The 14,072-nt window shown below is 42.0% G+C and carries 11 protein-coding genes; 10 read left to right on the top strand and 1 reads right to left on the bottom strand.

The window, feature by feature from the left end:
• Nucleotides 1-85 precede the first annotated feature (85 nt).
• On the bottom strand, nt 86-982 hold the full coding sequence (locus BMX95_RS21820; RefSeq protein WP_081200527.1) for a helix-turn-helix domain-containing protein: 897 nt from the start codon (nt 980-982) through the stop codon (nt 86-88).
• A gap of 226 nt (nt 983-1,208) precedes the next feature.
• Here BMX95_RS21820 and BMX95_RS21815 point away from each other — a divergent pair, with 226 nt between their 5' ends.
• The 10 genes from BMX95_RS21815 to BMX95_RS21770 all read left to right on the top strand — a co-directional run bounded on the left by BMX95_RS21815 (nt 1,209) and on the right by BMX95_RS21770 (nt 14,005).
• Complete coding sequence (locus BMX95_RS21815) at nt 1,209-3,491, top strand: xanthine dehydrogenase family protein molybdopterin-binding subunit (protein ID WP_081200526.1); 2,283 nt, start codon at nt 1,209-1,211, stop codon at nt 3,489-3,491.
• 27 nt (nt 3,492-3,518) lie between these two features.
• A complete protein-coding gene (locus BMX95_RS21810; RefSeq protein ID WP_081200525.1) occupies nt 3,519-3,983 on the top strand; it encodes a (2Fe-2S)-binding protein in 465 nt (154 codons plus the stop codon).
• A gap of 38 nt (nt 3,984-4,021) precedes the next feature.
• On the top strand, nt 4,022-4,663 hold the full coding sequence (locus tag BMX95_RS21805) for a cytochrome c family protein (RefSeq protein WP_081200524.1): 642 nt from the start codon (nt 4,022-4,024) through the stop codon (nt 4,661-4,663).
• Nucleotides 4,664-4,772: 109 nt separating this feature from the next.
• On the top strand, nt 4,773-5,624 hold the full coding sequence (locus BMX95_RS21800; RefSeq protein WP_081200523.1) for an aldo/keto reductase: 852 nt from the start codon (nt 4,773-4,775) through the stop codon (nt 5,622-5,624).
• 115 nt (nt 5,625-5,739) lie between these two features.
• Entirely contained in the window at nt 5,740-6,237 is a 498-nt protein-coding gene (locus tag BMX95_RS21795; protein ID WP_081200537.1) for a nuclear transport factor 2 family protein, read from the top strand.
• Nucleotides 6,234-6,737 carry a (R)-mandelonitrile lyase gene (locus BMX95_RS21790; protein ID WP_242673127.1) on the top strand — a complete coding sequence of 168 codons (504 nt, stop codon included), beginning with the start codon at nt 6,234-6,236 and terminating at the stop codon, nt 6,735-6,737. The genes BMX95_RS21795 and BMX95_RS21790 overlap by 4 nt, the downstream gene beginning before the upstream one ends.
• 388 nt (nt 6,738-7,125) lie before the next feature.
• Nucleotides 7,126-9,123, top strand: a complete 1,998-nt coding sequence (locus BMX95_RS21785; protein WP_081200522.1) for a transglutaminase-like domain-containing protein — start codon at nt 7,126-7,128, stop codon at nt 9,121-9,123.
• A gap of 8 nt (nt 9,124-9,131) precedes the next feature.
• Nucleotides 9,132-11,354, top strand: a complete 2,223-nt coding sequence (locus BMX95_RS21780; protein WP_081200521.1) for a hypothetical protein — start codon at nt 9,132-9,134, stop codon at nt 11,352-11,354.
• Nucleotides 11,355-11,371: 17 nt separating this feature from the next.
• Entirely contained in the window at nt 11,372-12,025 is a 654-nt protein-coding gene (locus tag BMX95_RS21775) for a hypothetical protein (protein ID WP_081200520.1), read from the top strand.
• 270 nt (nt 12,026-12,295) lie between these two features.
• Nucleotides 12,296-14,005, top strand: coding sequence for an outer membrane protein assembly factor BamB family protein (locus tag BMX95_RS21770; RefSeq protein ID WP_081200519.1), 1,710 nt, complete (start codon nt 12,296-12,298; stop codon nt 14,003-14,005).
• Nucleotides 14,006-14,072: the final 67 nt, after the last annotated feature.

Raw genomic sequence — 14,072 nt, 5'->3', positions numbered from 1 at the left:
ACTTCAAATCAAACTATTCCTAAAACAACAAAAGCGAACGATCAGATTTGACCATTCGCTTAATTATTCGTCCAAAATAAAAGTCTCAATTACGCTTTCTATACTCGTTTGGCGATACTCCGGTTCTCTGCTTAAATAAACGGGTGAAATGTTGAGGATATTTAAACCCCAGATCGAAGGCAATTTCGTTAACTGTTATGCTTGGGTCAAAAATTTTTTCTTTCGCAACTTCAATAATTTTTGATTGAATATATTCTTGCGCTGTCTTGCCAGTTTCTTTTTTTATAAGATCTCCAAAATAATTTGCCGATATATTCAATTCATTAGCGAAATAAGCTACCGCAGGCAAACCAATTGTTTGTGGTTTGTCAGAATGAAAATAATCGTTCAATAGATGCTCAAACTTTTCGAAAGTCCCTTTATGCACATTTTCGCGGGTAATAAATTGCCGATCATAAAATCGGACACAATAATCCAGGAAGAGTTCTACGTTTGATACAATTAGCCTTTTACTGTGTTTGTCCACAGCGTGCTCCAATTCATATTCAATTTTGGAAAAACAATCCAAAACAATATTTCTTTCACGCTCCGATAAATGAAGTGCTTCATTTGATTGATAGCCAAAAAATGAAAAGTCCTGAATACGTCTTAAAAGTGGAGTTCCATGTAATAAATCTGCATGAAATATCAGTGCATAGCCTTTGGGTTGATAAATTTCTCCATTGCTATTGATGCCAGCTACTTGTCCAGGAGCAAGAAAAACCAATGTACCTTCCTGATAATCGTACGTATGCCGACCGTAAACCATATCACCACATTTCACATCTTTTAGGAATATGGTATAAAAGCCGAAATACATTTTTGAGCCACTTCTTGGATTGGCTTTAGACAAATCTACCACACTGACTAATGGGTGCAATGTTTCGTTATTATTGAATGCATTGTACTGACCTATAGTCTCAAAACGACGCATATTATCCATAAATGTCCGGTTTAAAACAATCTAAAATTACCGCTTTATCAAAGGTTTAAGGTGTTCAGGAACCGAAATCCGGAATATTGGTAGATAAAACCGGAATATAGATACCAGTAGTGCAGGAAAATCATGGAACTTTAGTATACAAGACAATCTAAACGGTTTCACTGGAGAGTCAATGGCCGAAATATTGCATTGATTATGTTTTGCTTAAATTAACAACCGCTAAAAAATGGAACAATCCAGGTCTATTCTCAACAGGCGTTCCTTTCTAAAGTCTTCATTACTCGCAGGTGGCGGTCTTATGATCAGCTTCGCCTGGTTTCCCGGACCAGGACTCGCAGATCCATCAAAAGTGAGCGACCTTCCGGAGCAATGGAGTGAATTAAATGGCTATATAAAAATTACTCCTGAAAATATCATAAAAATACTTAATCCCAACCCGGAATTTGGGCAGAACGTGATGACCTCACTTCCTATGATCATTGCCGAAGAGTTGGAAGCAGACTGGCAAACGGTAGTGGTAGAAATGGGGCCGCACGATAGTGTAAAATTAGGGCCGCAGTTTACAGGAGGAAGCAATTCAGTGCGGATGTATTGGAAACCACTTCGCGAAGCAGGAGCCGCAGCACGCCATATGTTGATTGAGGCGGCAGCGCAAACCTGGAGCGTGCCTGTGGAAGAAGTAACCACTAAAGCAGGGATGCTTTATCATGGAAAAACCGGTAAATCCGGAACGTATGGCTCCTTTGCATCAAAAGCTTCAGGCATTCCTATTCCCCAAAATGTTACGCTAAAAAATGTAAAGGATTTTAAAGTAGTGCGAACCTCTCAGAAGAATGTCGAGAGTTTGAAAATCGTTTCTGGCAAACCTCTCTTTGGGTTAGATTATAAACACGAAGGGATGCTGATTGCCATGATCCAACATCCCCCAGCCTTCGGGATGAAACTTAAATCTTTTGATGCAGCTGAAGCCTTGAAAATGCCGGGCATTATCGACGTTTTTAGCCAACAATTATATGAAGATGGTTATGAGCAGGCCGGCTTTGATACACGAACATTCAATGAACTGCTAGTGGTGGTGGGAAATACTACCTGGGAAGTGATGAATGCCCGTAAAAAACTAAAAGTAACCTGGGAGCCTATCGTGGACTCTAAAGAAACTATAGCTGGCCGGGGTGGCAAGAAAGAGGTTGTAATACCAGGTGGACTTGAAAGCACCAGTACGCAATTGGAAAAAATGCAGGAGTATGCAAAGAAACCAGCTCAACAACTAAGAAGGGACGGAGACCCGGAAACAGCTTTTAAAAATGCGGCTCAGGTCATTGAACGCACTTATAATGCACCGTTTTTGGCGCACAACTGCATGGAGCCAATGAATTTTTTCGCATATGTTACAGATGAAAAGGCTTTAGTGGTAGGTCCATTGCAGGCACCTGGTTGGACAGAACCTACGCTGTCGAAGATTTTACAATTACCTGCTGACAAAATAGAAATTCAAATGACGCGTATGGGTGGAGGCTTTGGCCGCCGGGCATATGCACATTATCTGATAGAAGCGGCCCTGATCTCTAAAAAAGTAAAATCCCCAGTCAAACTAATATATACACGTGAAGATGATATGACTTATGGCATCTATCGCCCCATGTATACGGCAACTTACAGGGCTGCTTTGGATGTAAACAAAAATTTGATCGCCTTTCATGTTAAGGGCGGTGGTATTCCTGAACATGCCATTCATGCCAATAGATTTCCTGCCGGGGCAATTGACAATTATCTGGCTGAAGGTTGGGAAATACCCTCCAATATTACAATTGGTGCATTCCGGGCGCCGAGATCAAATTTCAATGCCGCAGCAGAACAATCATTTTTAGATGAACTGGCAGAAGTGATGGGTAAAGATCCGATTGATTTCAGATTGGAACTTTTGAAAAGAGCCAAAGAAAAACCGGTTGGGAAAAACAATGAGTATGATGCTGACAGATATGCAGGTGTGTTAAATTTGGTTAAAGAAAAATCAGGATGGAATAATGCTGAAAATAAAAAATACAGTCGTGGTGTCGCTGCTTACTTCTGCCATAATTCGTATGCGGCCCATGTAGTTGACATCATTATGCAAAACGGCCGTCCTTATGTTGAACGGGTTTTTAGCGCAATTGATTGTGGTATTGTTGTAAACCCTGATGCAGCGACTAACATGGTAGAAGGAGCTGTTGTTGATGGCATCGGCAATTCATTTTATGGGAAGCTAAGCCACAAAGATGGCGCAGCAGAACAAAACAACTTTAACCGGTACAGGATGATCCGGCATAGTGAAGTGCCAAAGAAAATTGAAGTACATTTTATTCAAAACGATATTGATCCTACCGGCCTGGGCGAACCACCGTTTCCGCCGGTATTTGGCGCTGTGGCTAATGCACTGTATAGGAGTACAAATAAAAGGTATTACAACCAGCCGTACTTTGACGAGTTTTTAAGGCAAGCTGGTAAGCCGGAAAACAAAAGGTCATTCTAATTATATGCTTACTGTCAATTTCCAAATATGATCAAATTAAATATCAATAATAAAAATTACGAACTCGATATAGATCCTGATACTCCGTTGCTATGGGTACTCAGAGATATAATTGGTTTGGTAGGAACAAAATACGGATGTGGCGTGGCACAATGTGGCGCCTGCGTAGTTCATTTGAATGGCGAGGCTGTTCGTTCCTGCGTGACAAAAATCAGCAGGGCTGCCGGACAAAATGTAATAACGATAGAAGGATTATCAGAAAACAATGACCATCCTTTGCAAAAGGCTTGGGTGGAATTGGATGTTGTTCAGTGTGGATACTGTCAGGCGGGCCAGATCATGTCAGCGGCGGTACTGCTAAGAGAAAATAAGAACCCGACAGATAAGGATATAGAGTTAGCTATGGAGGGAAATATCTGTAGATGTGGCACCTACCTGCGGATCAAAAAGGCAATTCATTTGGCAGCCGAAATGCAGCGCAATGGTTCTTAGTAAGAATAACATTTTCTGAGAGTTTAAATCAGATCAGCATGGAAATCAAACCTGGGAAAAAAAGGCTTAATATTCGACATGCAAAATTTGCTATTATTATAATATTTATTGTAACTGTAAGTGGGCTGTTGACCAGCGGGTTCAGGAGTAATACAAGTCATGAAAAGGCATGGGTCGTAGAAGTTAATAATAAAGACAGCATCGCATCTGTAGACGCCTTTATGAAGGTATACCAGGTACTAAAAAGTCCCCGATGTATGAATTGCCATCCTGCCGGTGATATACCGCTACAAGGAGATGACAGCCATTTACACACCATGTCACCAATAAGAGGGAAAGACGGTAAAGGAGTTTACGCAATGAAATGTTCAAATTGCCATCAACCTAACAATTCCGCCGGATTAAACACACCGCCTGGTAATCCCAAATGGGCACTTCCTCCCGAAGATATGAAAATGGTTTTTGAAGGTAAATCGCCTCGTGAACTTGCGTTACAAATTATGGACTACAAGCGTAACGGGCATAAGAATAAAGCGCAATTATTAGAACACGCCAGGGACACCCTGGTAAAGGCCGGATGGAATATGGGCGCGGGCCGCAAACCGCCCCCATTGTCGTATAAGGAATTTGTAGCAGCATGGGACAAGTGGAATAATAATGGAGGAGTAGCGCCTAAATAACACAATATACCTTATCTCCTGTACCCGGAACATTGGTAGAGAAATCCGTAATATATATACTATAGGGCAAGAATATTGACCGCACCTTTGCATAACTAAATAAATAAGTATGCAGAACGTGACATTGAACAATGGCGTAGTAATGCCCATTCTGGGGTTCGGAGTTTTCCAGGTAACTGACCTGGCAGAATGCGAACGGAGCGTATTAGATGCAATAACTACAGGTTACCGCTTAATTGATACTGCTCAGTCTTATGGCAACGAAGAAGCAGTAGGAAAGGCCATTAAAAAAAGTGGTGTACTCAGAGAGGACCTGTTTATTACTACAAAACTTTGGATACAATCAAATGGCTATGACGGAACAAAGAAGGCTTTTGAAAATTCGCTAAAGCGATTACAATTAGATTACCTCGACTTGTATCTTATTCATCAGCCATTCGGAGATGTATATGGAGAATGGAGAGCCATACAGGATTTGTATAAAGAGGGCCGGATAAGAGCAATAGGTGTAAGCAACTTTCATCCCGACAGGCTTATTGATTTGATTATTCACAATGAAATTGTTCCGGCAGTCAATCAAATAGAAACCCACCCATTTCATCAGCAAATTGAAACACAAAAATTCTTACTGGAAAATAATGTTCGAATAGAGTCGTGGGGGCCATTTGCAGAAGGCAAAAACAACATTTTTGGAAATGATATACTTCTTTCAATTGGAAAGAAACACAACAAATCAATTGCACAGGTTATTCTTCGCTGGCTCACTCAAAGAGGTGTGATTGCGATTCCAAAATCAGTTCGCAAAGAAAGGATGGAAGAGAACTTCAACATTTTTGATTTTGAGTTGAGTTCGGACGACATGGAAGCCATAAAAACACTTGATACAAAAGCCAGCCTTTTCTTTGATCATCGTGATCCGGCCATGGTAAAATGGCTCGGCGAAAGAAAACTGAATGTTTAAATCTTCACTTGTATGATAAACATAAGTATAAAGTAAAAGGCAGTCTCATTAACCAAGTAAGAAGCCAGGATAATCCGTAATGGATGAAATAATGAAAAACAAAAAAATAAACAACATGAAAGCAAAAATTATCGGACTGTTTCTAGTATTTATGAGTGTGCAATTGTGCTACGCACAACAGCCACCAACCGAAACAATTAAAACTGCTACGAATAACACGCCAGAACAACAGGCAATCATCAACCTTTCAAAACAGAAATGGAATTGGATGGCTGAAAAAAACGTAGATTCTTTAAATCTGCTCTTTGATAACAAATCGATGTTTATTCACATGGGAGGAACATGGGGAAAAGCCCAGGAATTGAATACCATTAAAAGCGGGGGTATCTGGTACAAGAAAGCTGAAGTTTACGCTGTCGTAGTCAATATGTTTGGTAACACTGCTATCCTACTGAATGATATTGACCTGGTGGCGGTAGTGGGCGGAAATGAAGTGACCAACCCTTTTATGGTGACCGAGGTGTATATTAAAGAGGGCGGCAAATGGAAGATGGGCTCACTCACCTTCTCACATCTTCGTAGACCCGTTAAAACGAATAATAATAACCAATGACCGAATTGATATTTACTCTCATGCAATTAAAAATAAATAAGATGAGACAAATATTTTACCTAATGATTGTATTATTTGTCGCCGTGTCTAATCAGGCAGAGGCTCAGGATACGTCCATTTTCCCCAAAGGAGAAAAAGCGCCTGCAGATCGTTTTACAGGCACTGTTTGGATTTTTCCATTGATACAACCTCAAGACTCGCTGGATTGTGTCAGTTCAAGTGTAACGTTTGAACCAGGCGCAAGAACCAATTGGCATATGCATCCAGGTGGCCAGGCTTTGCTGGTTATAGAAGGAAAAGGTTATTATCAGGAAAGAGGTATGCGAGTGAGAATAATACAAAAAGGAGATGTTGTAAAATGTCCTCCCAGAGTGGAGCATTGGCATGGAGCCTCTCCTGATACTAAACTTACTCATATTGCCATCGTCACCAATGCTGAAAAAGGAAATTCGGTGTGGCTGCAAAAGGTGACTGATAAGCAATATAAGGATCTTGAATAATTGTTTAAATGGGAATGCCTAGTAACACTTGTATGACGCACCTATTTCTGGCAATTTATCTTCTCATTTCAGCTTGTTCTACACCTGAGAAGAAGGCACAATTAAACAAGCCAAAGAAACTATCAACTTTTCAAAAGGATTGCAGAATTCTCCTTACGAGTCATTGACATCTATTAAACATTAGTTCGGTGGATTATACTTTTTATTAGATTTTGAAAACCCGCAATACTTCGATAAACTTTTAAACAAAAGACGGGGAAAACGCCCGAAATCGGCGTTCCAACTGGCTTTATGTTATTTTCTTCCCCTCTGACAAAATAATAAAGCTGCAAGACCGTTACATCTGCGTTATTTCTTAAAAAATTGCACAGCCCAAACTAATGCGTACATGAAAAACCCCTTAGCAGGAAACCGCAGGCCTGAAAACCCATTAATTGTAGCCTTTTGCCTCAACCGTCCCGTCCGATTTCTTTTTCTTACTTCTATTTGTCTGGTTACGTTCTTCCTGAGCCATGCACAAATTGCTGTCGATGACGCAACTGAAGCCGACCGGTTGGCCCGGGTTTACAAGGATGACAATGTGATCTGCCGTTCCTCGCACCGTTTGTTCACCTTCGACAAAGGAGTGAACACCTTAAAAGATAAAGTGGTGACCGTTCAGGAAGATGCTGTTATGGAATTTCTCTCTCTGAAGAAATATTCAAGTCTTACATACCCGGAGTTTTACAATAAATTCATTCGTTTAAAGGCCTTTCAGAAGGCTGTTAAATACGGTTCTAAATTTGTCACTTCTGACAGGGCCGGCATTGACCGCTCACTGACCGATGAAAATATTTTCTTTGACGACAGCCGTGTTCAATATTATCCCATCCGGTTTGCCGATAAAGGCAGTGTGTCCCGCATTACAGTAAAAAAAGAATACACTGATGCCAAATACCTGCCCCGCTTATTCTTTCACCTCCCCTATCCTGTTACTGAACAGGTATTTGAATTTAAGGTGCCGGAGTGGTTATCGGTAGAATTTAAAACCTACTGTTTTGATGGGTATAAGATAGAAAAGAAAGAAACAAAAAAGGGTGGCTACACCAACTATGCGTTTACCCTTCATGAACTTCCGGCGCATAAAAAAGAATTTAAACAAATAAGCCGCGACTATACCGACCCACACATTGTGGTACTGGTTAAATCGTTCCAGGTTAAAGGTGAATCCATACAGGGCTTTGATAAAACAGCCGATGTATACAACTGGAATAACCGGTTGTACAAAATGTGCAATAACGAACCCGAAAAGCTGAAAGCTACCCTGGCAAAAATTACTGCTGGCACTAGCAACGACCTTGACAAAATAAAAGCTATTTACTATTGGTTACAGGATAAAATCAGGTACATCGCATACGAAGATGGGTACTCGGGTTATATTCCCGCATCGGCCCAGGAAGTATTGAACAACAAATATGGCGATTGCAAAGGAATGGCCAACCTGCTTACCGAATTGCTAAAGCAGGCTGGTTACGATGCCCACTTTACCTGGATTGGCACCAGACATTTGCCTTACCCACAATCGCTGCCGGCCTTATGCGTAAACAACCACGCCATTACTACCCTGAATTATAAAGGCAAGGAATACTTTTTAGATGCTACAGAAAAATATATACCTCTTGGCGAAAACGCTTACCGCATACAAGGCAAAGAAGCGCTGGTAGCCGATGGTGATAAATTTGAGATAAAGACAGTACCATCAACAACCGGCAACGAGCATAAAATTTATACTAAAGCCGATTTCACCCTTACTAATGATTTGCTCAATGGTTATGTAAACGTAAAGCTTACCGGCAATGAGCGCAAGGATTTTCATCAGCTCTATCAGGCCCTGCCCATCTCAGGCCGCGACAAATTCCTGAACGGTTATCTTGAATTTAATAACGACAATGTGGAGGCATCGGACATAAAAACAAGTGACCTCACCAATAGAGATATCCCCGTGACCATTTCAGGCAACATTGTTTTAAACAACACAGTACAAAGTATCTCGGGTAATAAATACATCAACCTCGACTTCTTTCCCAAAACACTGGAAAGATATATGCCTGATGAAAAAAGAAAAAGCGGGTACGATTTCGACTATGTATTGAGCTTTGAAGACGAGTTCTCATTAACAATATCTGACGGCCAGCAATTTGCTGACGTTCCGGAAAAGATTGAGCTGAAACAAAATGGTTACGAATTTACCGGCGAATATGTGGTATCGGGCAATAAGATCACCCTTAAAAAAACGCTCGTTTTAAAGAATAGTACCATAAATTTTTCAGACTTTGACAACTGGAAAAAATTCCTTGAATCAATCAAAACGTTCAGTAGCTACTTTTTCAGTGTTACCACTAAATAACCAGCGCCATGAATAACAATAAATCGCATGCAACAGTTGCTTTTATTATAGCCTTGTTGTGTATTTGCCAAACATCCCGCACATTGGCCCAAAGTTATATTGATGAAGACTTTCTGGATGTGATCGAAAAAAATGCCAGCCTCATGCTGACAGAACAACCCCAGGTTTTTAATAATAACACAACACCCGCTAAATGGAATAATAATTCGGCTGTTGTTATAGGATACTCCCGTAACATCTTGTTCGACAGAAAAAGCAGCGGTGGTTTTTTCTCCCGCCGCGAACGTAGCCTGTATTTTTTTGAGAAAACACATTTTAAGATCAGGTTGAACGACAACAACGCCGTAAACGCTTTTTCTGAGATCTACTTCCGTTATGGTTCAAAAGAAGATGGCTTTATTGCCCGTATAACCAAACCTGGAGATACTGCAATTAATATCGATCTGAAAAATGCAGTGGGTGTGGAAGGTAACGCCGATATTCCTGAATACTTCAAAAGCTATTTCGATCAGGAAGTAGGCCGTTCAAGTTACCAGTATTACAAAGTGCCTGTAAGCAACCTGGAACCCGGCGACATACTGGAATACGTAACTACTACAAAAAGTAAACTCGATGTAACCACTTCAGGTTACATTGAATTCAGCCCCAATTATGAAGTTTGTAACAAGGAATATCCAATACTGTACAATGAGATTGCTATAGAAACGGATGATAAGGCCTTTTTTAAATCACTTTCCCTGAATGGCGCACCGGTCTTTAAGAAAGAAAGTACTACTGAAGGTTTTTTTCGGTATGTATTTATAGACAAAGACAGGGATATAGAAAAAGATGTAAATTTTGTCAGTCCATTTTTACAATACCCGCTGGTTAAATTCCAGGTTATCTATTCCAATCGCGATGATGTAAAAGGGGCGTTGGTAGGCGTAAAAGGCGAAGTGAAAACCGGTTTTAGTAAAGAAGAACTGGCTCGCAAAGCATGGGAAGATTATGAAATGGTTGGTGACCAGCCTTTTTCAAGTTACTATTATACCACCCAGTTGTATATTGACCAACTGTGGAGCGAGTTGGTTAAACTGGATGGCAAAAAAATGCCAGAACAGCAATATATCGATATGGCCTATTACCTGTTGCGGAATAAGGTGGTATTTATGCGCGACTATTTGAGCGATAAAAAATTCGCATACATCTTTGGCTCCTTGTTGTATCAGCGTGACATTAAATCAGACCTTATCATAACCATCAATAACAATATTGGTCAGCTGAACCAGGTGTTGTTTGAACAAGAGATCAGGTACATAATTAAAAGAGGGGACAAACTTTACTTTAACCTGACTGATTATTCAAACCCAGCCGAGTTGGAAGAAAACCTGTTGAACAACGAAGCATACATTATTAATAAACCGGCCAAAAAGAACGGTATTCCGGAGATAAAACCATTTACATTGCCCGGAACAAATACAGCCGACAATACTATCGAATACAACATCAGCGCTGAGTTGTTAGCAGATATGAAAAAGATGCAGATCACCCGCACCTCTTCCTACAGGGGCATTCAAAAATCAAAGAACATTTCCGCAGCATTAAAATACACCACCTACATGTTAGATGATTATAAGAATTATGGCGGTGCAGACCCAACAGAAAAGATGAAAAGCAAACAGGTTGACGAATACAACAACTCCGTACGCTCTTTAAAAGAGGAGTACAATACACAGAAGCCCGAATATGTAAAAGAATCGCTGGAGCGCGAGTTCAATCAGCCGGTTTCCAATGTGCGTTTTACGGTAGTGAACGACGGACGCACCCAAAAGAAAAATATACTAACCTGTAAAGAAGAATTCGAGTTGACGGATTTTACCAGAAAAGCAGGTAAAAAATACCTGGTGAATCTCTCAGGTTTAACAGGCTCGCAGTTACAGATCAAAAAAGAGGAAAGAGTACGTAAATATGATATCGATGTACGTTCCCCCAAAACCTATACCTGGAACATTCAGTTTAAAATACCAGCCGGTTATACAGCCGAAGGATTGACTGAATTAAATAAAAAGGTAGATAATGAAGCCGGCAGCTTTATCTGCAATGCAAAGGAAGAGAACGGAACGGTGAATATCAATATCATAAAATGTTATAAAGCAAAAAATATACCAGCAGCCAAATGGAATGATATGCTGGCGTTTATTGACGCAGGTTATAACAGTACCTTCAAATACATCCTCTTAAAAGCCAAATAATAACAACCCTACAAACGATGAAAAAGATCAATTTAACCCTGTTAATCCTGATTATTGGTATCAATAGCTTCGCACAATATAAAAAGGCCAATTACTTTGGAAAAGAAGGCCGGACTTATGGTGTAGGCACCCGCTTTTACGCCATGGGCGAAGGCATTGGAACGAAAATGGGATATTCCCTCTCTGTTGGAAGCGAAACAGAAGGCAAACGCTTCATTGGCGGATATGAGCTGCAATATATTCCCAAACATGAATTTCAATTCTGGACCTTAGATCATAATAATTTAGATGCACTCGTTGATGGCACAACAAAACCGACATTCATTTTTCAAATAAATCTCGGTTCATATTTATTATCAAATGATGCAGACCGAAAAATAAAACCCTATGTAATAGCCAATATCATTTTTCAGTTCGCGGGTGGCGTTAAAGAATCGACCAGTGAAGATACAGATGCCAAGTATGCAGCACCTACGCAATTCGGTGTTGGCGTTGGCGCCGGCGCCGGGTCATTGTTTTATCTCAACAGCTGGCTGGCATTAAAAGGTGAAGTTGGTTATGCTTATACGGTTGGTACCGGAAACAACACAAGCAATGGTCTCTATTATATATTTCCCAAGCATGCCAATGCAAGTGCAGGTTTCGTTTTCCGAGTGGGTGGGAAGAAATAAAAGCTAATTAATAGATTCATAGGTTCACGTTACCAAATAAAAAAGCCTCTCAAAAATTGAGGGGCTTTTTATAACCGCTCCACTTAAGAGAATTATCGAACCAAGAGATGGAGGATTAACAATTAAGTTTCTGTAGACCTGGCTGTTCGAATATTAAACCGGAATGGAATTCAGGTTACCCAGATCACCAGGAACGGTGGCGCAGGTCGGCTTTGACCTGACCGCATACAAATTGTTTTTCGTATCTTGTCAGACAAATACCCTGCCTCAATGCGTTTATTTCATACCCTATGCCTGTTAGTGGTGGCTACCGGTGTGCTTATCGCTGGTTGTAAAAAGAGCGATCACCACGACCCCTCCTCATCTGTTTATATTATCAAAGCTTTTACTTTTACCCGCACCCTTAATACGGGGCTCACCGTGGATGTCGATGGAGTGATAGGCAAAGACACTATCAGTGTACTGGTGCCTCCGGGCATCCAGCTCACGCGTCTTGTGCCTACGATCACGTACCAGGGCGCCAGCCTGTCGCCAGCAGACAAAACGCCGCAGGATTTTTCGACGCCCGTGCGCTATACCGTGACAGCCCAAAATGGCATGCTCCACACCTGGGTGGTGGTGGTACGGAATCAGTCCACTGACAAGTCGATCATTTCCTTTCAACTGCGACCTCAGGAGAACCCGGGACTTAGTACAACCATCAACGGCATCATTACCAACGATACGATCACCGTCCCTTATAGCGGTCCGCTACCGTTGAGTGGCCTTACTCCCTATGTTACCTATACCGGCGTGCGGCTTAGTCCCAACTCAGGCGAAAAAAAAGATTTTACACAGCCGGTATTTTATAATGTTACCGCAGAAGATGGCTCTATAAAAGAATACAGGGTTAGTGTTGTCCAGAATAAGCTGCTATATATTGGGTCAGACGACGGCAATCTTTATGCGATCGATGCTTCAACGGGCGTACAATGCTGGAAGTTCAGCATGGGCGGATCCATCCGCAGCAGTCCCACGCTGGCTGCTGGCACCGTCTATGTAGGAAGTGGCAACGGCTATCTCTATGCGGTCGATTCGGCTACAGGTTCGCTGAAATGGAGGCATGGGTTCAGCCAGCCGGTGTATTCCTGTCCAACGGTGAGTGGCGGTTCAGTGTTTGTTTATTGCGCCGCCAACCTCGTGTCCCTTGATACGGCAACAGGCAACGTGAACTGGCAATATTATACGAACGACCTGGTGAACGTTGTCGAGAGTCCAACAGTCGCCAACGGTATGGTATACGTGTCTACCTACCTTGGTTCCTTTTCTGTCGGCGCTATCAATGTAACCACGGGTAAATTGGTATGGGGCTATCAGAGTGGTGGGCTTGGTCGGTCGAACCCTGCGGTGGTGAACGGTGTGGTTTATGCAGGGCAGGAAGGGTATACTGTGGTGGCGCTGGATGCCTTCAACGGTGCGGAAAAATGGCACTATTACAATCGCGAGCATGGTGGCAGTACTTCGCCGACCGTTGCTGCCGGTAAAGTCTTCAGCGGTGACTTTGATGGCTCTATTTATGCTCTTGACAGTGCAACGGGTGCACTCCAATGGAATTTCGCCTCTAATGGCATTCAATATATGGGTTACCAGAGTGCAACCGGCATCACCGTTGGACTGTGGTCCAGTCCCGTATATGCCAATGGCATCGTCTTCGCGGGGAATAATGATGGCGAGAACTATGCCATTAATGCGGCCACAGGCAGGTCGGCATGGATCTGGTATCTTGATGGCCTTTCCGCGAACCCCGCTGCCACGCAAGCCACGGTGGCCAATGGCACTGTGTTTTTTGGAACAACGGGCGGCCAGGTGATGGCCATGGATGCTGCAAGCGGCGTGGTGAAATGGACATTCCAGACGAATCGCGCCGTATATTCCGGAGCTTGCGTCGTTGGGATCGATGGCACAGTATATCATCCGGGTGAGTCGGGAGATACACAATAGATTGATAAGAATATGCATCAACAATTGAGATGTGGCCATGGGCTCACGGCCACATCTCACACCACTC

The sequence above is a fragment of the Niastella yeongjuensis genome (assembly GCF_900110245.1).
In the GTDB taxonomy this organism is placed as follows: domain Bacteria; phylum Bacteroidota; class Bacteroidia; order Chitinophagales; family Chitinophagaceae; genus Niastella; species Niastella yeongjuensis.
The sequence above is the reverse complement of the archived record's forward strand: the minus strand, read 5'-3'. Positions and strand labels throughout refer to the sequence as shown.